Consider the following 21743-nt stretch of genomic DNA (forward strand, 5'->3'; position numbering starts at 1 on the left):
GTATATGAAAGAGGTAGGGCGCGCGAAGTAAGAATGAACGGGTCGTTTAGCGGATTCCTTCTTACGCCTAACTCCTGGCCTCTGACTCCTAAAAACTATGGAACTAGAAAAACTCGAAGGTATTGCCACCGCCGTTCGGCGCGACATTCTCCGCATGGTTGCGGCCGTTAACTCAGGTCACCCCGGAGGTTCTTTGGGCTGCACCGATTTCTTCGTTGCGCTTTATTTTGACATCATGCGCCGGAAGCAAGACGAAAATGGCAATCCCATTTTTGAGATGGACGGACATGACGAAGATCTTTTCTTTCTGTCGAACGGCCACATTTCGCCCGTCTGGTATTCAGTACTGGCGCGCGCCGGTTATTTCCCGCTCGAAGAGTTAGCTACGTTCCGTAAACTCAACAGCCGCCTGCAAGGGCACCCCACCACGGCCGAGCACCTGCCGGGCGTACGTATCGCATCGGGTTCGCTGGGCCAGGGTTTATCGGTTGCCTGCGGGGCTGCTTATGCTAAGAAGCTCAACGGCGATGATAAGCATGTATACGTATTAATGGGCGATGGCGAGCAGCAGGAAGGTCAGATTTGGGAAGCGGCTCAGTTCGCGCCCAACAAAAAGTTAGGGAACCTAACCGCCATTATTGACCTCAACCATGCGCAGATCGACGGGACTACGGATAACGTAAACAGCAACCGCGACCTGGGCGAGAAATACCGCGCCTTCGGCTGGTTTGTTGAGACCATGGAAGGCAACGACATGGCCGAAGTGATTCGGACGCTGAAAAAAGCCCAGGAAAACCCCGACGTACCTACGCTGATTTTGATGCACACCGAAATGGGCTTTGGCGTCGACTACATGGTCGGTAATTACAAATGGCACGGTACCGCTCCGAATGCTGAGCAATTGCAACAAGCCCTTAACGGTCTGCCATTATCGGTTGGCGTAACAGATTATTAATTAATGATCTATGACAACGTAACACTTTACATTGTCACCATTAACAGATGAAGATCAAACGCTTAGTCATCGAAAATTTCAAGTCTATTGAACGGATTGAGCTCATTGAGCCTAATCCGTTCACGGTCTTTGTCGGCCCCAACGGCTCCGGCAAGTCGAATATTTTCGAGGCTTTAGAGTTTTTCAATTTATCTGCAAAAACAAATCGAGGAACTGTTGAGAGTTTATTTGGAGGCAAAGACGTTTTCATTAATAGACGTAGCAAATCAGATAAAATTCGGATTGAATTCTATTTAGGTGATTCATCCAGAATTCAACTCGTACAGCGCCCTAACCTAAATAATCAACAAGAATATACAATTACTGGGACTCGCTGGGGAGAAGAAGATGCTCCTAAGGCAATTCAGCAGTTGCTCGCTAATTTCTCTCGATTGTTTGTTGGTCAAAATGGCAAGCAAAAACTTAATTACACAGACGATTATCAACTATCGCTGTCTGCCAACAATCTTGAGAAAGTACTCAAGCGAGTGCTATCAAATAATGTACTTAAGAATGAAGTCTTCGAATGGCTTGAATTGTTTGTTCCTGAATTTAAAAGCGTAGAAGTCATAGCAAATCCATTCAGTGGTGATGAAACATTGCTATGGTACGAGCTAGCTTCTGAAAAGCCTTTTACTAAAGACTTAATCTCGGACGGTACGTACAACATTTTGGCTCTGCTTACAGCTGTCTACCAAAGCGATGACAAACCACAATTTCTCTGCATTGAAGAGCCAGAAAACGGTCTTCATCCGCAGGTTGCTGGTGAAGTAGTTGACTTCTTCAGAATTATGTGTGAAGAGCGAGGGCATTACATTTGGCTCAACACACATTCGCAGTCAATGGCTTCGCGCGTTAGGCCGGAAGAGTTTGTAGTTGTCGAAAAAAAGCAGGGAGCGACAACCGTCAAACAATTTAAAAAAGAAGATTTTCATGGCATGCGGGTTGATGAAGCCTGGCTGACAAACGCGTTAAATAGAGGGCTAGCATGGTAAACGTCGGTTTTATTTGCGAAGGTGATACGGAAGTTAAAATTGTGAAGTCAGACGCTTTTCAAGATTTGTTGAACACGTCACAAGTAAACTGCGTGTTTCCAATTGCAGATGCCGACGGAAATGGCAACTTGCTACCGCATAACATTGTCGAAAAGCGCAGTGCTATTCAGCAAGGTGGTGCCGATGTCATCTTTATACTGACGGACCTTGACAAAGACGCTTCGGTTAGCACCACAAGGCAACGTATTGGCGAATATCACAATCAACATATAGTTGTCGCCATACAAGAAGCTGAAGCCTGGTTTTTGGCTGACTCTCCCACACTTAGCCAACTGCTGGGCGAGTCTGTACACTTTGAGTAACCTGAAAATGAAGCCGAGCCGTTTGAAACGATTCGTCATTTATTTTTGAGTAAAACAGGACGGGGTGTTGGTACAAAGCCCATTCTGGCCAGACGTATGATCAAATACGGCTTTAGGATCGAACAGGCCGCTCAACACCCTAATTGCCCTTCGGCGCGTTATTTTTTAACTAAACTGCAAACCCTCGCTTTGGCGAACTGACTATGAAAAAATACGAATACACCGACAAGAAAGACACCCGTTCAGGCTTTGGCGCTGGTATTGCTGAACTGGGCAAAACGCACCCGAATGTTGTTGCGCTGACCGCTGACCTGGCAGGTTCGCTCAAACTGGATGCCTTTATAAAAGACAATCCCGACCGGTTCGTTCAGTGTGGTATCGCCGAAGCAAACATGATCGGCGTGTCGGCAGGTTTGACCATCGGCGGTAAAATTCCGTTTGCCACTACGTTTGCCAACTTCGCGACGGGCCGCGTATACGACCAGATTCGTCAGTCGGTTGCTTACTCGAATAAGAACGTTAAAATCTGTGCTTCACACGCGGGGTTAACATTGGGCGAAGATGGCGCGACGCACCAGATTCTGGAAGATCTGGGCATGATGAAAATGCTGCCGAACATGACGGTTATTAATCCGTGTGATTACAACCAGACCAAGGCCGCGACCATCGCTATTGCCAATCACGAAGGCCCCGTTTATCTGCGTTTTGGCCGCCCGGTAATTCCTGTGTTTACACCAGCAGATCAGAAGTTTGAGATTGGTAAAGCGTGGCACGTAAACGAAGGCGATGCCGTATCTATTTTCTGCACAGGTCACCTGGTTTGGGAAGCCATCAAAGCCGGTGAAATCCTGTCGGCGGAAGGTATTGAAGCCGATATTATCAATATTCACACCATCAAACCGTTAGATGAAGAAGCGATTCTGGCATCGGTGAAAAAGACGGGTTGCGCGGTATCGGCCGAAGAGCACATGATCAATGGTGGCCTGGGCGACAGCATAGCGCAGGTACTGGCTCGCAACTACCCTGCTCCGATCGAATACGTTGGTGTTAACGACACCTTCGGCGAAAGTGCTACGCCCGACGAACTGATGAAAAAATACGGCCTCACCGCCGACAAAATTGTTGAGCAGGTGAAAAAAGTAATGGCTAGAAAATAAAGTAGTGAGGAGTGAGGAGCCAGAAGTGAGAATGTTTTGTTCGGTGATCCAGCTAAATTCTCACTTCTGGCTCCTCACTTCCAACTACTGAATAAAGAATGACTGACGCAGAACTCCTCGCTAAATATCGCGATCCATCAAGCCGGAACTATGCCTTTAATCTGCTGGTGCGACAGTATCAGCAGAAAATTTATTGGCATATCCGCAAGATGGTCATCGACCACGATGATGCCGATGATTTGGTGCAGGAAACGTTCATAAAAGTCTGGAATAGTCTGGAACAGTTTCGGGGTGATAGTCAGTTATATACGTGGATATACCGCATTGCCACCAACGAATGCCTGAACTTCCTCAACAAAAAGCGCCGACGCTTTTTTCTGCCCATTGGCGACGTGGAAGGTGAGTTGATGGAGAAGCTGGAAAGTAACGCTGACTACGTTACGTCGGGCAATGACCCGAGTGGTGAAGAGGTGCAGCTAAAACTCCAGAAAGCGCTGCTAAAACTGCCTGATAAACAGCGACTGGTATTCAACATGAAATATTTCGACGATATGAAGTACGAAGAAATTTCAGCGATTACCGGTACATCCGTGGGAGCGCTAAAAGCGTCGTATCACCTTGCCGTTAAAAAAATTGAAGATTATCTCAACAATTCTGGCACGGACGATTAAACCTCACCCCTTCCGGGCTGTCCAATTCAGAAACAGCAACTAAATTGTGTGACTTGTACACACGCATACGATGAACGAGAAAAACGTCTTTCGGCTTGATGAACTTCCCCCCGAGCATCCGCTACGGCAGCAGCCGTTTTCGGTGCCCGATGGTTATTTCGATGCTTTACCATCGCGGGTACAAACCCGTGTAACCCGTAAGCCAAAACCAGCGTTTACCATCAGCTGGTCATGGCAGCGTACGGCAGTCTCTATGGCTGGAGCAAGCCTGATTGCCGTATTGATCTGGCAAACCTTACCTAAACGGCAGGAGTCGCTGGGTAGCGAAGCGTTGAGCGGTGTGAGTAACGAGGTGATTGCGGCTTATCTGGATGAACAGGGGGTTGACCCCTACGAACTGGCCGATAGCCAGCAGATTCGTTCGACCTTCGGCAGCGATACAACGGCAATTGACTATTTAAATGTTCAGCCCGCCGACATTCAGCAATTTATTGACGAGCAAGGTCTACCAGAAACTGAAACCCTTGGCTCCTGATTTTACGAATGGTTAACTTTACCACGATGAGAAAGGCATGGATTAGTTGGCTTATTGGGTTTGTGTTACTCGCTCATGTGAGCATTGCACAAGACCCCAGTGGACGCCAGAAGATAGAATCAGCGAAGATTGCCATGATCACCAACCGGCTCAACCTGACCACGGACCAGGCTCCGCAGTTCTGGGCGGTTTATAACGAGTATAATGGCAAAAAGCATGAGCTAAATCGGCGCATTCGTCAGTTAGGCAACGAACCCTCACGGAACAACCTGAACAATAACCAGCTGGTAGATGGTTTGCGCGAGATTAACGCAACAAAACAGAAACTGGCGGATTTAGACGAGGAATATATGGGTCGGTTCCTGAAAGTGATTACGCCAGCCCAGCTAAATGAGCTGTATAAAACCGAACGGGACTTTAATCGGGTATTGATGAATCGGCTCAACAACCAAAGTAACTAACGTACCGAAAAATGCATAAAAAAGGTCGGCCCTTAATGAGCCGACCTTTTTTATGTGTACTGCAAATTTACTCTGATTCGGTTGCCAGCATCCGCGCGGTCGAGTTTGTGTAGAGCTGATTGAATAAGAATTTGAACGTACCGTGCGATTGAGCCCGGAACGTAATTTCAGGCCCAAAAGCGTACAGCTTACCTGCGCCTACTGGGGCGACAAAAGCCGCTACGCCATCCTGCAAATAGGATTGCCCCCAGGCCCAGCCACTACGTAACGGTTTATCGCTGGAAAACCAGGCCAATGGTTTTACGCGCCCCGTAGCAATGGCGTCGGGGGCCAGTTTAAACACAGGGCTAGCCTCGAAATACACATCACTCTGCGCGGACATTCCCCAGGCGGCCTGACTGGTTGAGTCGACGCTCAGGCGCAAAATACTGCCCGGAACGTAATACTTTTCATTAGCCAGCGGACGCGCCTGTCCCGAATTGGTCATCTCAACTAACGCGTTTTTAACCGGTAATCCAAGATGATATGCCAGGTTTGTACTCGATCCAATCGTAACTACGGAACCGCCCGATTCCATGAACTGCCTGAGTTGCGGAATCGATTTGTCGGCCGTAATCCTACCAAGCCATGGACGATACTCGGCTGGCGTTTCGTCAGCTTTAGGTTCCCGGCCACCAAAGCCACGTTCATTATTCTCCTGGCTACCCACTGGCGGAATAGCCCGCGTTACGAACACGATGACGTCATATTTCTTACGAAGGTCACCCGCATCAATGTCTTGTGGATAGATCACCTGCGCCGAGAAATGATACTGCTCCATCAACCAACGAACCCAGCCCGATGGCATTGAGCCACCGTAGGTATCCCATAAACCGATACGTAACGGCGCAATCCGCGTCATGGCAGCGGGGCGTTGCGCAACGCCCGTAATGTCGAGTCCGGTATCGCCCGCCGATTTTTCAAGAATTGACTTAACCTTGCCACCAGCCGGTACGAAAAACGAGCCGGCCTCTACGCTGCCTTTTCCACCCGAAGTTACCCGATACACATCGACACCTGCTTTCATGAGGTCATTGGCAACCGTAAACGAGTAGTTCGATCGGGGGGTTAGGACGTACCCAGCCACCGACGAGTTTGCCTTAACACTTCCTTTCGGCGATTGCAGTTCACCATAGGGAATCCGTTGGAACGGCCCGTCAAAGTCGTCCAGTAAACGATCGAACCGTACGCCCATCTGATACGCCAGCGTCCAGCCAGCCGCGTCGTAGGGACGAATTGGCGGACCACCGGGATACTGAAAATCGTTGGGGTGATCCTGCGGCTCAAACATATCGAGCAAGTGCGGCCGGAACGCCTGGCTGGTTTTTACTACATACGACCCAGCCGGATATTTTTTGCCAGCTACGGTAAAGTCGGCAGTGGCTTTATGAACAGCTAGTCCAGTCTTAATTAGAGCGTTGATGAACGTAACGGCCGTCGGGAAATCGGCCTGATCGGCGGGAACGATGTAGCCGCGCGGGTCGCGCAGGACCGGAGCCCGCATTACGGAGTCAAAATACCTGACCGGCATCCCACTGTTCCGGTTCGACCAGCCCATTGGATCGCTGGCAGCCGTGTTCCCGGCTTCGGTTGTACCCGTCTTTTTCTGATCGTTTCTATAAGCCTGGTTAATGGCATCTACCCGCTTGGGTGACAATGTCCAGTGGTCTTTACTCCCCCGCTCAATGGAGTTTTTACCCATCCGGTAGATGTTGAACAACAGCTCATCATGATGACGAGCGGCATAGTCCAGTACCGCATAGTTTAATGAAAGCGAATAGTCAATCGACTGCTTGAACGTCCATTTCTGGGGTGTAACCGGATTCGGCGTAGCACCGTTGGGAATCAGCCGTTGTGGGACTAAAGGGACTTCTTCCGGCGTGGGGCCGCCAATGATTTCGGTGAGCAGCCCAATCATGTTGTGGAAATGCGTTGTCGTCCGCAAGCCACCATTGTACCAAGTCGAGAAGCTGGCCCCATTCAGTCGGGTAAAGCCGGGTTTGTTTTCGGCATTCAGTCGGTTATACATGGCCGCGCCCAAGGCGTCGATACCGGTGATCATCAGGGGATCGAACACATAGTTGAACGGATCGCGGTATGGCGGCCCGGCCAGCACCGACCCCGCCGGGCCGCGCTGGTGGTGGTTGTACATGATCTGCGGAATCCACTCGACGAACAGCTGACGGCCAATATTCTGCGATTCCTTCAGGTTCATGATGAAGAAATCGCGGTTGTTGTCGTGTCCCGCGTATTTTTCGTACAGGCGGGGTAAGTTTTCGAGCGACCGTTTTTCGGGCTTTTCGTTGCGCATGTACCAGTTGGTTACGATCTCCTGCCCATCGGGGTTGGCGTGGGTGAGCAGAATTACAACCTGATCGAGAATACGTAGTGTTTCGGGGTCTTTTCGGCTTACTAACTGCCAGGCGGTTTCGATGAGTTGATGGGTGCCAACGGTTTCGGTAGCGTGCAGTCCGCCATCAATCCAGACAATGGCTTTGCCTTCGTCGGCCAGGGCGCGCGCCTGCTCATCGGTCAGGTTCTCGGCGCGGGCCATTTTTTGGGAAATTTCCTGGTAGCGGCTTAGTTTTTTGATGTTGGCGGGCGACGAGACAATCAGCATAAACTGCCGACGACCTTCTTCGGTAGGGCCAATGTCAACGAGCTTCGTTCGATCGGAGGTTGCCAGTTTTTTGAAATAAGCCTCCGTTTGTGTGTAGGTGGCAAGCTGATAATTGTCGCCAATCGAAAAGCCAAAGTGTTCTTTGGGTGAGGAGATCGTTTGCGCCTGGGTGAGCGTTATGCCAAGCAGCAACAGTACAGTGAATGAGTGTAAGACTTTACGCATCAGGCGGTTTATTTTGTCAGGTTGTGTTTTAACGGTTGAATTTAACGATAATACGTCAGACCCAGCCGTTAAAACCCTAACTATCCGCCTGTTTGCCGAATTTAATACCGCACTACTTTAAAGCTGGAAATACCCCCGTCAAAGCGAATAATCATTTTCTTCTTAGCCGCGTCGTAGCCAGGGCTCAGGTATTCTCCCCCGCCAACGTCCGTAAAATCATCCAGCCGCTCGATGTTCAGGGCACCGTCTTTTTTGATGCGGCAGCCAACTTCTTTGGGCACACGTACCGTTACCGAAGCGGCTCCAACGTCAAGCTTCACGTCCGCCTGGTCAGCTTTTGCGCCTAACTTAAGATCAAGGTCAGCGGCTCCGGCGGCAAGTTTCAGGCTTTTTACGGCGTATGAACTTAAGTCCAGGTCGCCCTGGCCGGCACCCAGCGCTACGTCCATGGTCCAGAGCGGCTTGTCGTTGAGGTGGATATCCACTCGGTTCTCGAAATTGCCGTCTTTCAGCTCAAATTTTTGATTCTCCTCCGAAGGTTTCAGTTCAATAGTTGGGATGCGCGTGGTCGGATCGCGGTCGACGGTCATCGAATAATTACCAACCGTTTGCCTGGTATCGGCTTTGATCAGTTCCGTAGTTGGGTCACTGACAACGAATCGCCCGGCTCCCCCCGCCAGCTTCAACACGGCTTCCCGTGTGTCAGCATCCATCGACTCCCTGAACGTATTAGTATGCACCTCATTCCGTTCGGTATCCCGGCGTTCCCGTTCGGCCCGGTAGTCGTCTTCGTTATTGTCGTCGCCTTCATCGGCATTGTCGTCATCATCGTCATGATTCCAGTGCATCCCGTGTTCATTATGGCGATCACGCGCAAAGAAGCCAAACAAGGTGGTGGGTACTGCCACCGCCAGCATGACCGTGGTGACGAAAGCCGCCGGATTGCCACGCCGTTCCAGAATCAGGTTGATACCGGCCAGAATAAGCAGCACCGGCCATAAGTTGACGAGCGAGTGCCAATCGGCATCCAGCCATCCGGCCCGTCGCGCCAGGAATAATACGCCAAACGTAAGCAGGAAGATCCCCCAGAACAGTCCGTTATTTCGTCGTTTCATGACAGTATCCATTTTTCCGTATCCAGGACAGAGAATAGCTCCGGCTACTGCCTATCCTGGATACGGCTGGTTTATAATGAGTTATCCGGTTTGTTAGTATTATTGGAATCGTAGGGCGTCCTGATCCGGTCGCGGAAGATGAGCCATAAGCCGGTCGCAATCAGGAAGAACGGCCACAAATCACCGAAGTCAATATCGAAATAGCGATCCAGTAAAAACAAGACACCAAGAATGATCAGAACAGCGCCCCCGATAATGCTGCGGTCGGGCGATGCGGGTTGATTAGGATTGTAGGGATTCATGGAGAAAACAGGATTAGCATAAACGGTTAATTGATTGACGGATGCACCGGCCGGTTGCTTGGGCATAGCGATCCACAAGATAATGTAAATCAGGAAAGCTGGAAAGCCCGGCAGCGGAATACCAATCAGAAACAGCAGGCGCACAATGGTGCGGTTCCATCCAAAATAGTGGGCCAGTCCGGCCGCGACGCCCCCGATCATTGCTTCGTCGGTGATGCGCTCTAATCGTTTGTTCATGGCTTTTTGTGTCTAAAACCGATGTAAACGTAGCAGGTTGTAATGACCGGCGGAAGGAGAATTGGAAGAATGGACGCGGCTATTGATGGATGTATGTTTTCAATGATAGTAGGTAATACATAGTAGTAGGTTAAAGCGCAATAAAAATAGCTTTTCCGGGCATTCAGGTCAGGCTTAGTCTTCTTCGATGGCTTCCAGAATGTCCATCAAATCACCGAACTCTTTATTACCGGGCCGTTCCTCGTCGCCCCCGCTCAGCGCAATACCTCGCACCGAGAGATCAGACAACAGCTCGTGAATGTTATCTACCGAAATGCCCGTTCCCAGCAGGATTGGATAGCGATTGGCTAGCCGTTGAAGAGCGGTTTTCAGATCGGCGTCAAAGTGGAGCGCTCCTTTACTTTCGAGCAGTACGTATTCAGCGCCCGACGAACCGGCCTGGAATAGCGTATCAAGCTGGTCGAGGTTTAGCTGCGACAGATCGACACGCAGGATAAGTGGTTTGTCGTACGTAGCCAGGTACGGGAGCAGGGCGGCTTCGTCGACCTGCAACAGATCAGGCTGATACGTAGTAAGGAGTTGCTCAATCGTTTCGGGGTCCGCACTCGCAGTTTCGCCGACAATCTGCACACCCGCAACCCACGACTTTATCTCGTGAAATTTCTTCGGCTCAACGTACTCCGGCGAGTCGCTATCCATGGAGAAACCGAGCATATCAACACCCATGCCGGCACAGTAGCGTGCATCGCTCAGGTTGGTCACATTCGATATTTTCACTAAAGTCTTGAGGGCCATGCGTAATGTCGGTTAGCAATATTGGTCAGTAAACCGCAAAAATACGAAGTCGTGCCTTGTAGTACCCTATCCCGTTTGGATTGTTCAGCTTCGGACAGCGAGTGTACGATTTCGGACGCCTGCACTACGTCCCTATCCCAATTTAAGCGTCTACAGGGGCAGTTTTCAGCTTGGCAAGGCATTTGTTCTACTAAAGTTGAAGATAAAATCTGGTATGAGACGAACGTACTTAGGCGAATTTGAAGAAGTCGTTTTACTGACCGTAGCCGTTTTGCACGAAAGTGCTTATGGCGTTGCCATTACTGATGAACTGGACCGACAAACGGGCCGGTCGGTGAGTATCAGCGCCGTTCATGCGGCCCTCCACCGGCTCGAAGAGAAAGGCATGCTTACCTCCCAGATGGGCGATGCGACAGCCGAACGGGGTGGCCGCCGGAAGCGGCTGTTTACGGTTACGGCGCTGGGCAGTCGGACACTCCACGACATTCGGGCAATTCGGGAACAGTTATGGAAATCGATTCTACCCAATACGTTGCCTGCCATCAGTATATGAGCAAATGGAGCCAACGAGAAACACCAGAACCGCCCCGATGGGCCGACCGCCTGCTGGCATGGTTCTGCGCTCCGCATTTGCTGGAAGAAGTGCAGGGCGATCTACACGAGCGCTTCTGGCGGAACGCTATCCTGTTCGGCGAACGTAGCGCCCGACGGCAGTACGTCCGGGAGGTGCTCAGCTTTTTTAAACCCTTTGCCATCAAACGGAAACCGACAGACAGTGCTTATTCGCCCGTTCCCTTACTCAGTACGACTATGCTACAGAACTATTTTAAAATCACTCTACGCACATTAGCCCACAACAGAGTCTATTCGTTGATTAATGTCATTGGGTTGAGTATTGGGCTGGCCGCGGCCATGCTGATCATGCTGTATACCAAAGATGAGGTCAGTTACGACCAATTTCACGCCAACAACCCCAACATTTACCGGATCTACAGTGAGGATCTCACGCCAGCCGGTGCCGTCGATCACCCGCAGCCGTATACAGGAATTTTCCCCGGCCCAAAATTTCAGGCGGGCGTTCCCGAAATCACCTCGTTCGTTCGCTACCAGGAAAATCAGCGGGACTTGAGACAGGGGAACGAGGTAAAAAGCCAGCTAGTCTTCCAGACCGATTCCAGTTTCTTTTCAGTTTTTACGTTCCCGTTACGCTACGGAAATCCTAAAACGGCACTTCAATCACCAAACTCGGTTGTGATTACGGAAAAGCTGGCGGAACAACACTTTGGCACCACCAACGTCCTGGGCAAAACCATGTTCTTTAAAGAAGAAGACAAATTTGTTCCCTACTCTGTAACCGGCGTTGCCAGGAATAGCCCACAAAATTCGTCCATCAAATTTGACGTACTGATGCCATTTACGGTGGAGGCCAAACAATGGGCCAATACGGAGAACTGGTTCAGCGTATTTCTCAATACGTTCGTCGTTGTCAATCCGAAAGCCAACATCAACGCTGTTGAGGCAAAAATGAACCAAGTCTATTTAGCAGACGCTCAGGATGCCATCAAATCCATTGCGAAGAAGTTTAACGTCAACGTCAAAACTCAATATGGGCTTCAGCCATTTACGGACATGCACCTCAGTAAAGAATTACCAGCGAGCAACGGCCTCGTTGACGAGAGCAGTCCTACCTATTCCTATATTTTGTTGGGAATTGCCTTGTTTATTCTGCTGATTGCCTGCATCAATTTTGTGAATTTAACGATAGCCCGCTCACTCAAGCGAGCAAAGGAAATCGGGATCCGAAAAGTGGTGGGTGGTGCCAGAACCCAACTCATTATTCAGTTTCTGGGCGAATCGTTCATTTTGTGTTCAGCAGCCTTTGCCTTCGCTATCGTACTGGTCGAGATAGTGCTTCCTACGTTCAACCAACTGTCTACTAAAAACCTCTCGCTTTCCTATCTGTTCGATGCCCGACTGATTACGGGGTACGTTCTCCTTTTTATTACGACCGGTTTGTTGGCTGGGTTTTACCCGGCGCTTGTTCTATCCGGCTACAATCCGGTTCAGACGCTGTACAGCCGGTTCAAGCTGTCGGGTAAAAATTACCTGCAAAAGTCGCTGGTTGTCTTACAGTTTGCGCTCGCGTCGTTCCTGATTATTGCGTCACTGACGATCTATTCGCAATTCAATTACCTGACAACGAAGAACCTGGGCTATGATGACAAGAATTTAATTATCATCGACAAAGCAAATCTGAAACGTAGTGAAGCCAAATTATTCAAAGAGGAATTAGTAAAAAATGGTAACATTCTCGACGTAGCGCCTAAAAATAGAGGCCACTGGGGAACGGTCGCTAAAATCAACGGTGAAACACAGTTAAGCTTTTCCATTGAAACCGTCGACGATGTGTATCTGCCGCTCTTCAAAATTCCCATGCTGAAAGGGCGCAACTTCTCGCCCAACTTCCCTTCCGATTCCACGCAGTCGGTGGTGGTCAATGAAACGTTTGTTAAAAAAGCCGGGTGGAAAAATCCGATTGGACAGGTGGTGGATTTCTGGCTGAACGAAACCGACAAGAAATATACCGTCATCGGTGTGGTCAAAGACCATCATTTCGAGTCCCTGAGCGAGGAGATCAAACCGCAGTTGTTTACCATGCGGTCCAGTAATGAGTACGGCAAAGCGTTCATCAAAATAAAGCCAAACACTGAAACAGGAAGTCTGCAATACGTCGAAAAAGTCTTTAAAAAGCTGTTTCCTCTTGATGCGTACGCATACAAGTTTTTAGACCAGGAAAATCTAAAACGATACGAGTCGGAGGCTAAATGGAAGCAAATGATGCTCTTCGGCGCTATACTGACTATTTTTATTTCGTGCATTGGCCTCTTCGGCTTAGCGACACTTTCGGCCGAACGACGTACCAAAGAGATCGGTATTCGCAAAGTCTTGGGCGCATCCGTTTCCACAATCGTCCAACTGCTTTCTACTGATTTCCTAAAACTGGTTGCACTATCCTTCCTCTTTGCTTTTCCAGCGGCTGGCTATGCCATGCAGGAGTGGCTTAAAAACTATCCGTACCGAATAAGTTTGAGTGCTGACGTGTTTGTGTTGACTTCATTAATTGCCATCTCCATTGCGTTTCTGACGGTTGGATGGCAATCGCTGAAAGCCGCTTTGATCAATCCGGTAAAAACCTTGAAGTCAGAATGATCCGGTTGACCCATGCATAAATCAGAACAACCCCGAAACGTCCGGTACACCGGAGTGGAACCGCGTTGGGCCGATCGGCTGCTGGCATGGTTCTGTGCTCCGCATTTGCTGGAAGAAGTGCAGGGCGATCTGCACGAGCGCTTCTGGCGGAACGCTGCCCTGTTCGGCGAACGTAGCGCCCGACGGCAGTACGTCCGGGAGGTGCTGAGTTTTATCCGACCCTTTGCCCTGAAGCGTCAACCTCCTGAGTATTCATCCCCTTCTCTATTCAGTCCTGCCATGATCCGCAATTATCTAAAAACTGCTTTCCGTACGCTGAAGAAGCATAAAACCAGCGCGCTTATCAACTTATCCGGGCTTACGCTGGGCGTAACGGCCTGTCTGGTGATCTATCTCATTACCAGCCATGAATTGAGCTTCAATACGTTTTATCCGGAGGGAGATCGCATTTATCGGCTGGTTGGAGAGGCTCAATATGGGACTCCGAATGAAAAGCATCCGGTGGGCTTCACGCCAAACGCCGTTCCAAAAGCTATCCGCGAAGAGATTCCGGGGCTGGAAACAGTGGCTGCGTTTCACAACACCGCGTCCCACGTGCTTATTCCGACCGGAAAAGAAAAGCCCAAACGATTTGAGAGTAAAAGCCACAGTGAAATTGTGGTGACCGAGCCCCAGTATTTCGACATTTTCAAGTACCAGTGGCTGGCGGGTAACGCGGACGTGGCGTTGAATGAGCCGTTCAAACTGGTTCTGTCGGAACGTAAGGCCCGTACGTACTTCGGCAATTTGCCTCTCGACCAGATGCTGGGCAGGGAGGTTATTTATTGGGACTCTGTCCGGGTTAGTGTCGCGGGCATTGTGAAGGACTGGGAGCAGCCGACTGATTTCATGTTCACAGACTTCATTTCGTTCGCAACCATCAGGGCCAGTGCCCAGATGAAGGGCAATATAAATCTCGACGAATGGAACGACAACTGGTCGTCTTCACAGGCATTCGTAAAACTGCCAAAAGGCATGACAACCGCTCAGTTAACCCCTTCATTTATGCAGTTTTCCAAACAGCATTTTAAAGGAGATTTCAAATTTGTACCGGCTCTGCAACCCCTGTCTGATTTGCATTTCAACGCCGACTATACCGACAACTACTCCCGAAAAGCACACCTGCCGACGCTGTATGGGCTGATGGGTGTCGCCCTGTTCATTCTGTTGATTGCGGCCATCAACTTTATCAACCTGACCACCGCGCAATCAATCCGGCGGGCGCAGGAAGTAGGGATTCGGAAAGTGCTGGGCAGTAACCGCAGCAGCCTGGTTGCTCAGTTCATGAGCGAAACATTCATTCTGACGACTTTAGCCGCTCTGATTTCGTTGTTACTTACCCAGCCGGTTCTGTCGGCCTTCGCATCAATTATTCCCCAAGGTGTAAGCCTTACTGTATCCAATCCGCAGGTCTGGTTGTTTTTGCTCGCCATCGCCTGTATTACAGCCCTGCTTTCGGGCGTGTATCCTTCCTGGATTCTGTCGTCTTATCAGCCTGCGACTACGCTTAAAGGACAAACGGCTTTAGTCGGAAATCGGAAAGGTTACCTGCGGAAAAGCCTGATCATTTTTCAATTTACGGTTTCCATGGTCTTTACCATCGGAACCCTGTTCGTAGGTCGCCAGCTTAGCTTTATGCGCAATAAAGACCTGGGCTTTTCGACCGACGCTATCGTTTCGTTGCAAACGGGTCGATTAGGCAAGAGCGATATTCTGGCCCAGAAGCTCAGCCAGCAATCGGACGTAGCGCGCGTTACGCGGGAATGGTTTCCGCCGATGGGTGACAGCTACATGGTAACCAAGCTGAAATACCACGGCAAAAAAGAGGTTGAACTGGACGTATCGGCCAAAGCAGGCGACGCGAATTACATTCCGCTCTATCAGCTTCGGTTACTGGCCGGCCGCAACTACCGACAAAGCGATTCGTTACGTGAACTGGTCATTAACGAAACGTACCTGAAGGCCCTGGGTTTTAAAAAACCGGCAGAGGCCCTAAACCAGCTTATCGACTTTCAAGGCAAACAGTACCCCATCGTTGGCGTTGTTGCCGACTTCCACGAACAGTCGTTCCATGAACGGATCAGCCCCGTCTTTATAGGATACCTTCCCATGCAATCGCAGAACATTGGGGTTAAGTTAGCTACCACGGGCAGGCAGTTGAGCGATATGAAAGGCATCCTGGCCAACCTCGAGAAAACCTGGAACGAAGTGTATCCCGATGCTAAATTTGAGTATTCGTTTCTGGATGAGTCGATTGCCAAACTCTACGAAAAAGAGCAGAAAACGGCTCAGCTCGTCAATACGGCCACAGCCATTGCTATCCTGATTTCCTGCATGGGCCTGTTTGGTTTGGCGATGTTCACCGCCGAGCAGCGGACCAAAGAAATCGGTATCCGGAAAGTACTTGGAGCATCGGTCGCCAGCATCATTACGTTGTTATCGGCTAACTTCCTGAAGCTTGTGTTGCTGGCCATTGTCATTGCCACGCCCATTGCCTGGTACGCGACTACCCAGTGGTTAAACAGCTTTGCCTACAAGGTTGATCTGGACTGGTGGGTATTTGCTCTGGCGGGCATCCTGGCAACGCTGGTTGCCCTGGTCACCATCAGTTTCCAGAGTGTGAAGGCGGCTCTGATGAATCCCACCGAGAGCCTGCGGACGGAGTAATAAAGAGGGCTTGACTCTGAGTGGCTGACGTAGTGTTAGCCACTCATTACTAAACATAAACCGCTACTGCGCCTTCACCCGGCTGTATATCTCCCGAAAGTTCTTTACGCTTTCGGCAATTTCAGGGCCGTTGTTTTCCCAGTGGTATTCGTACTCGGCGGAGATAGGCCCTTTGAATTGCTGCCGTTTTAACTCTCCAAGTACAGCTTCGATTTTACTGTCGCCCGTTCCCCAGACAACGTCATGGTGTTTGCTTTCAGGCGTATCTTTCTTTACGTCCTTGAAGTGCATCCCCAGCACGTGGCCATTCAGCTTCTTCAGGCACTCGACCGGGTCAAGTCCCGAACGTACCCAGTGACCAATGTCGGCGCAGGCGCCCACGTATTTACTTCCGCCAATGGCCGCCAAGACCGTATCGGGATGCCAGTACCGCGATGGTTTCGGGTGATTATGCAACGCTACGTTGATTTTGTATTGATCGGCCAGTTTGCGCACATACGCCATCTGGTCGGGAGCGGGCTCTGAGTTGATGCTGCGAATGCCCATGTCTTTAGCAAAGTCAAACAAGGCGTTCCACTCCTCCTGCGACTTCGGGCTGATTACCCCATAAGCAACAAGGGTCAGCCCCCGGTCTTTGACAAGTTTCTTAACGGCCTGACGGCTAGCGGCATCCATCATAAAATCCATCGATCCTTTTACGCCCCCACCAATCGGCTGACCGGGGAAAGCTTCCACGTATTTCAGGCCACAGCTATCAATTTTCCGTAAGGCATCGGCGAACGAAAACAGTCGAAACGAATAGGCCTGTGCGCCCAGTTTCCACCCGGCTTTGTCTTCTGGCCGGTTCTGAGCCAGCAACGAACAAACAGGCAAGGCAAGAAGTGCTCCCCAGAGCCAAAATTTGGGTAAGTAGTTCATAAGAGTAAGGAGGCTGTTCATCAAATAAAGAAATGACAATATGCTCTTTACCCATGTTGCTCCGAACAACTATCAAATCCCGAGCGGATCTGCGCTACCCGAACAGATTCAGTTGATTACCTCGCCGAAATTTTGACGTGTCCAGTGCCGGTAACGAACGCCCCGACAAATAGTTGTGGCAGGCCATCCGGTGTAGTTGCCGAATGTAGTCGGCAACCTGCCCTTCTCCCGACATTCGGGTACCAAAGCGCGAATCGCCGATGCTTCCTCCGTGACAATCGGCTACCTGACGTAGCACCTTATCGGCTCGATCCGGAAAATTCTGACGGACCCAATCTTCGAACAACGGACCGACAGCGCCGTTGAGTCGAACCACCGTATAGCCTGCCCGGCGGGCACCGCGTTCAGCGGCCGCTTTAATCATAGCTGGAATCTCCTGGTCATTCAATCCCGGAATAATGGGAGCCGTCATAACGCCGACCGGCACACCCGCTTCCCCAAGCGCCTGAATCACCCGCAGACGTTGCTCGGCGGTAACGGTACGTGGTTCCATTTGTAGCCGCAAGGCTTCGTTCAACGTCGTGAGCGATATAAAGACGTGCACCAGATTTAGTTCCGCCAACTGACGTAACAGATCCCTGTCGCGCAGGATCATCGCATTTTTGGTAATGATGCTGACGGGATTGCGGTATTGCAGACAAAGCGCCAGCATTTGACGCGTTAGCTGATACGTTCGTTCGGCGGGCTGATAGCAGTCGGTATTGCCGGAAAAATGAATCGGCTTGGGCTGCCAATTCCTGGATAAAAACTGGCGTTCGAGCAGGGCCGGAGCGTTTTGTTTGACTACTATTTTGGATTCGAAATCTAATCCAGCCGAGTAGCCCCAGTACTCATGCGTGTTCCGGGCGTAGCAATAAATACAGCCATGCTCGCAGCCCTGATACGGATTTACGGACGCCGAAAAGGGAATGTCCGGACTAGTTGACGTACTGATAATCTGCTTAGCCTGTTCTTCGAAGTACTGGGTTTTCAGAACTGGCTGCGGAAAATCGTCATCCGGAATGTCATTGGCACTGGTCGCGTCCAGGCGTTGGTCCTGGAAACGATTCGTCGTATTGAACTGTGCCCCACGCCCTTTTTTGTATTCCTCTTTGCCGTTCTTCATCTCCTCAATATACGCAGAAATTGGGAGTTCTTCAGGCAATTCAGCGCTTAATCAGCTGTCCTGAAGCGTACATTACGTTGTCCGCTACCGGACATCTGGCAGCACTTGATTTTGTCGAAATCCCGCATTCTGTTTCGTAACGAACGATTTTGATTCCTGGCAGTCTATTTGCTCAGCAAAACTAGATTTAATACACGACTATGAAACGAACCTACTTAGGCGAGTTTGAAGAGATTGTGCTGCTGATGGTCGCCGGGATGGATGGCGAAGCATACGGCGTTGGTATCACGCATAAGCTCAATGAGGAAACGGACCGATCCGTTCGGCTCAATCAGGTCCATGCCGCACTGCACCGGTTGCAGGAAAAAGGCATGGTTGCCTCCCGTATGGGCGATCCAACGCCCGAGCGCGGTGGCCGCCGGAAGTTGCTGTTCACCGTGACTGCCTACGGGTATCGGACATTACAGGACATCAAAGAAATGCGGGCGCAGTTGTGGAATGACGTACCGTCTACGCCCAAACTCGCCATCAATCTATGAACTCCAGGCCTATTCCCCACCCACCCCGCTTAGCCAACCGCCTGCTGGAATGGTTTGTGGCTCCTCACTTGCTGGAAACCCTGCAAGGCGACCTCCACGAGGAGTTTACTTATCAGGTCGAGCGGGTGGGTGTTCGACGGGCCAAGTGGCGCTACTGGCGGGATGTGCTGGGCTTTGCCAGACCGTACGTAATGAAACGTAAATCGATGGTCGGAATGCCGCACCGCCAGTTCGATCAGTACTCAACTCCAACCTATTCAGACATGCTACAGAATTATCTCAAAATCGCCTTTCGTAATCTGGCCCGAAACAAGTCTTTTTCAATTATTAACCTGCTGGGTTTATCTACGGGCATCACGGTCTGTCTGCTGATCTTCCTCTTCATCATGAATGAGTTCAGCGTAGACGATTTCCACAAACAAGGAAAAACCATCTACCGCGTCATGCGTGGTATACCGAATGAGGGCAAAGAAATAGCCGTCTCCTATTTGTCAGGGCCCTATGCACCCGCGCTGCTGACCGACTTTAAAGAGCAGATTACCCAAGCGGTGCGAGTTAACCCAACCGATGCGCTGGTAACTTACCAGGACAAATCATTTCACGAGCGAAAAATCGTTGATGTTGACCCCAACTTTTTTACGTTCTTTTCTTTCCCCTTGCTTAAAGGCGATCCCGCTACGGTATTGCGTGAACCGGCGAGTGTCGTGCTGACCGAGTCGACAGCCAGAAAGTACTTCGGCAGCGTCGACAACGCGATGGGTAAAATCGTTAAGGTTGACAACAATTTACCCGTAAAAGTCACCGGTATTGCGCAGGACGTACCGGCCAATTCTCACCTGAACTTTGACCTGGTGATCCCCCTGGAGAACTACAAAGACCGGCTCTGGATGACCCGCTGGATTAATAACGGCATTTACACCTATGTGCAGCTTGCCCCATCCGTCAGCGAAGAACAGGTTGAGCGAAATTTTCCGCGCTTTATGGAGAAACACATGGGGTCGATCATGAAGCAATCAGGCTTTCACTTTACGCTATCGCTCACGCCGTTACGGGATATTTACTTTCAACAGGCGGCCTTCGACGGTGCCAGACATGGCGATAAACGGGTGGTTTACATCTTTTTATCCATTGCAGTCCTGATCTTGCTGGTGGCCTGCATCAATTTCATGAACCTGTCGACGGTTCGGGCGGTGGAGCGGTCGAAAGAAATTGGCGTTCGGAAAGTTTTGGGCGCAATTAAAGGCCATCTGGTCTGGCAGTTTATTGGCGAGTCGCTGCTGCTGACAGCTCTTTCCTGTCTACTGTCTATAGGTCTGCTGGCATTAGTTTTCCCTATGTATGAACAACTGCTCGGTTATCCATTGAACCTTGCCGTTTATACGCTGCCCATCGGGCTGTTTTTAATCGGGATTATCCTGATAGCGGGTTTCCTGTCGGGCAGTTATCCGGCATTTATCTTGGCGGCCTTCTCGCCCATCCAGGCCCTGAAAGGTAGACTACAGTTAGGGAAAGATGGTATTTCGTTACGGCAGGTACTGGTGGTCGTGCAGTTCAGCATTTCGATCTTACTCATGCTCGGAACAGCCATCGGTACGCAACAGATGAGCTATCTCAAAAACAAACAGCTTGGGTACAATAAAGAGCAGACGTTAGTGATCCCCATTGATAACAATGACATCTACAACTTCTTTCTGAGCCATAAACAGGAACTGCTTGCCCAGAGCCGGATAGAGGCCGTTTCGATGATGTCGGGCGAGCCGGGTGGTTTTTTCGACGGGCTTATGTTTGACGTGGAAGCGCATCCCAACCGCTGGAAAGCCCGAACTGAGTTTGCCGACTTCGACTACGTAAAAACCATGGGGTTGAAGCTGATTGCGGGCCGGGACTTTTCGGCCCAGTACCCCACCGATACGACCCAGGCTGTACTGGTTAATCGAACGGCGGCTGCAAGACTAGGCTGGACTCCGAACGAAGCTATCGGCAAGTGGGTGAAAAACACTATAGTCGACAGGACAAATCGCACCATCATTGGGGTAGTCGAAGATTTCAATTTCCTGTCCCTAAAAGAAGCCATCGAACCCTTGGTGATTAGCCCCAATACCGACGACCGACGAGCTGCCTTGGTTAGACTAAGACCTGGGAATCCGGCGGCTACGGTCGAGACCATTCGGCAGTTGTACGCGAAAACGCGACCATCGTATCCATTAGAGTACCATTTTTTAGACCAGCAGTTTGACCAGATGTACCAGACTGACCTGCGTCAGCAAACGATTTTAAGCATTTTCGCGGGTTTAGCCATTTTTATTGCCTGTCTGGGTTTGTTTGGGCTAGCTTCTTTTTCGGCCCAGCAGCGCACTAAGGAGATTGGAGTGCGCAAAGTGCTGGGCGCATCAGTAGGCAGTATTGTAAGCCTACTTTCCAGTGATTTTCTGAAACCGGTAGGCATTGCCATTCTGGTAGCCAGCCCCCTTGCCTGGTATGCCATGAATCAGTGGCTGCAAAACTTCGCGTACCACATCGACATCGAATGGTGGGTATTCGCGCTGGCCGGTGCGTTAGCTATCGGTATTGCGCTACTGACAGTGAGCTTCCAAAGTATCAAAGCGGCCTTAGTAAATCCGATAAAGTCATTACGTAGTGAGTAACTGGCTCGGGGCTAGGGGCATGGAGAGAAGGGTAGTACCAAGCTCCGCCTAT

At 50.4% G+C, this 21743-nt stretch carries 18 protein-coding genes; 12 read left to right on the top strand and 6 right to left on the bottom strand.

Features of this window, described 5'->3' with window-relative positions; translation table 11 throughout:
* The first annotated feature begins 97 nt into the window (after window positions 1-97).
* The 7 genes from ACYVBJ_RS23540 to ACYVBJ_RS23570 all read left to right on the top strand — a co-directional run bounded on the left by ACYVBJ_RS23540 (window position 98) and on the right by ACYVBJ_RS23570 (window position 5175).
* The gene (locus ACYVBJ_RS23540; RefSeq protein ID WP_460984742.1) at window positions 98-955 is read left to right on the top strand and encodes a transketolase; all 858 of its coding nucleotides are present in this window, start codon (window positions 98-100) and stop codon (window positions 953-955) included.
* A 47-nt stretch (window positions 956-1002) separates the two neighbouring features.
* Window positions 1003-1989 carry an AAA family ATPase gene (locus tag ACYVBJ_RS23545; protein ID WP_460984743.1) on the top strand — a complete coding sequence of 329 codons (987 nt, stop codon included), beginning with the start codon at window positions 1003-1005 and terminating at the stop codon, window positions 1987-1989.
* Complete coding sequence (locus ACYVBJ_RS23550) at window positions 1983-2351, top strand: hypothetical protein (RefSeq protein WP_460984744.1); 369 nt, start codon at window positions 1983-1985, stop codon at window positions 2349-2351. The genes ACYVBJ_RS23545 and ACYVBJ_RS23550 overlap by 7 nt, the downstream gene beginning before the upstream one ends.
* Window positions 2352-2554: 203 nt before the next feature.
* Window positions 2555-3508 (top strand): transketolase family protein, encoded by a 954-nt coding sequence (locus tag ACYVBJ_RS23555; RefSeq protein WP_460984745.1) that lies wholly within the window; start codon window positions 2555-2557, stop codon window positions 3506-3508.
* Between the two features lie 98 nt (window positions 3509-3606).
* Complete coding sequence (locus ACYVBJ_RS23560) at window positions 3607-4179, top strand: RNA polymerase sigma factor (RefSeq protein ID WP_460984746.1); 573 nt, start codon at window positions 3607-3609, stop codon at window positions 4177-4179.
* A 70-nt stretch (window positions 4180-4249) separates the two neighbouring features.
* Window positions 4250-4714, top strand: coding sequence for a hypothetical protein (locus tag ACYVBJ_RS23565; protein WP_460984747.1), 465 nt, complete (start codon window positions 4250-4252; stop codon window positions 4712-4714).
* 26 nt (window positions 4715-4740) lie between these two features.
* Window positions 4741-5175, top strand: coding sequence for a hypothetical protein (locus ACYVBJ_RS23570; RefSeq protein WP_460984748.1), 435 nt, complete (start codon window positions 4741-4743; stop codon window positions 5173-5175).
* A gap of 67 nt (window positions 5176-5242) precedes the next feature.
* Here ACYVBJ_RS23570 and ACYVBJ_RS23575 read toward each other — a convergent pair whose 3' ends face one another.
* The 4 genes from ACYVBJ_RS23575 to trpF form a co-directional block, all read right to left on the bottom strand.
* Window positions 5243-8059: a M14 family metallopeptidase gene (locus ACYVBJ_RS23575; RefSeq protein ID WP_460984749.1), complete on the bottom strand. Its 2817-nt coding sequence runs from the start codon at window positions 8057-8059 to the stop codon at window positions 5243-5245.
* Between the two features lie 101 nt (window positions 8060-8160).
* On the bottom strand, window positions 8161-9174 hold the full coding sequence (locus ACYVBJ_RS23580) for a LiaI-LiaF-like domain-containing protein (protein WP_460984750.1): 1014 nt from the start codon (window positions 9172-9174) through the stop codon (window positions 8161-8163).
* A 71-nt stretch (window positions 9175-9245) separates the two neighbouring features.
* Entirely contained in the window at window positions 9246-9713 is a 468-nt protein-coding gene (locus ACYVBJ_RS23585; protein WP_460984751.1) for a PspC domain-containing protein, read from the bottom strand.
* A 174-nt stretch (window positions 9714-9887) separates the two neighbouring features.
* Window positions 9888-10508 (bottom strand): phosphoribosylanthranilate isomerase, encoded by a 621-nt coding sequence (gene trpF, locus ACYVBJ_RS23590; protein ID WP_460984752.1) that lies wholly within the window; start codon window positions 10506-10508, stop codon window positions 9888-9890.
* A 214-nt stretch (window positions 10509-10722) separates the two neighbouring features.
* Here trpF and ACYVBJ_RS23595 point away from each other — a divergent pair, with 214 nt between their 5' ends.
* Genes ACYVBJ_RS23595 through ACYVBJ_RS23605 form a run of 3 tightly spaced genes read left to right on the top strand, consistent with a single transcriptional unit; the run spans window position 10723 to window position 16424 of the window.
* Window positions 10723-11061, top strand: a complete 339-nt coding sequence (locus ACYVBJ_RS23595; RefSeq protein ID WP_460984753.1) for a PadR family transcriptional regulator — start codon at window positions 10723-10725, stop codon at window positions 11059-11061.
* Entirely contained in the window at window positions 11058-13718 is a 2661-nt protein-coding gene (locus tag ACYVBJ_RS23600) for an ABC transporter permease (protein ID WP_460985270.1), read from the top strand. Before ACYVBJ_RS23595 ends, ACYVBJ_RS23600 begins: the two co-directional genes overlap by 4 nt.
* 12 nt (window positions 13719-13730) lie before the next feature.
* Complete coding sequence (locus ACYVBJ_RS23605) at window positions 13731-16424, top strand: permease prefix domain 2-containing transporter (RefSeq protein WP_460984754.1); 2694 nt, start codon at window positions 13731-13733, stop codon at window positions 16422-16424.
* Between the two features lie 63 nt (window positions 16425-16487).
* Here the strand turns inward: ACYVBJ_RS23605 and ACYVBJ_RS23610 are convergent, their stop codons facing one another.
* Window positions 16488-17342 carry a sugar phosphate isomerase/epimerase family protein gene (locus ACYVBJ_RS23610; RefSeq protein ID WP_460984755.1) on the bottom strand — a complete coding sequence of 285 codons (855 nt, stop codon included), beginning with the start codon at window positions 17340-17342 and terminating at the stop codon, window positions 16488-16490.
* 94 nt (window positions 17343-17436) lie between these two features.
* Window positions 17437-18507 (bottom strand): PA0069 family radical SAM protein, encoded by a 1071-nt coding sequence (locus tag ACYVBJ_RS23615; RefSeq protein WP_460984756.1) that lies wholly within the window; start codon window positions 18505-18507, stop codon window positions 17437-17439.
* Window positions 18508-18707: 200 nt separating this feature from the next.
* On the opposite strand from ACYVBJ_RS23615, the gene ACYVBJ_RS23620 reads away from it, so the two are divergent.
* On the top strand, window positions 18708-19046 hold the full coding sequence (locus ACYVBJ_RS23620; protein WP_460975332.1) for a PadR family transcriptional regulator: 339 nt from the start codon (window positions 18708-18710) through the stop codon (window positions 19044-19046).
* On the top strand, window positions 19043-21691 hold the full coding sequence (locus ACYVBJ_RS23625) for an ABC transporter permease (RefSeq protein ID WP_460984757.1): 2649 nt from the start codon (window positions 19043-19045) through the stop codon (window positions 21689-21691). The genes ACYVBJ_RS23620 and ACYVBJ_RS23625 overlap by 4 nt, the downstream gene beginning before the upstream one ends.
* The last annotated feature ends 52 nt before the right edge of the window (window positions 21692-21743 follow it).

It is taken from the genome of Spirosoma fluminis (assembly GCF_054778895.1).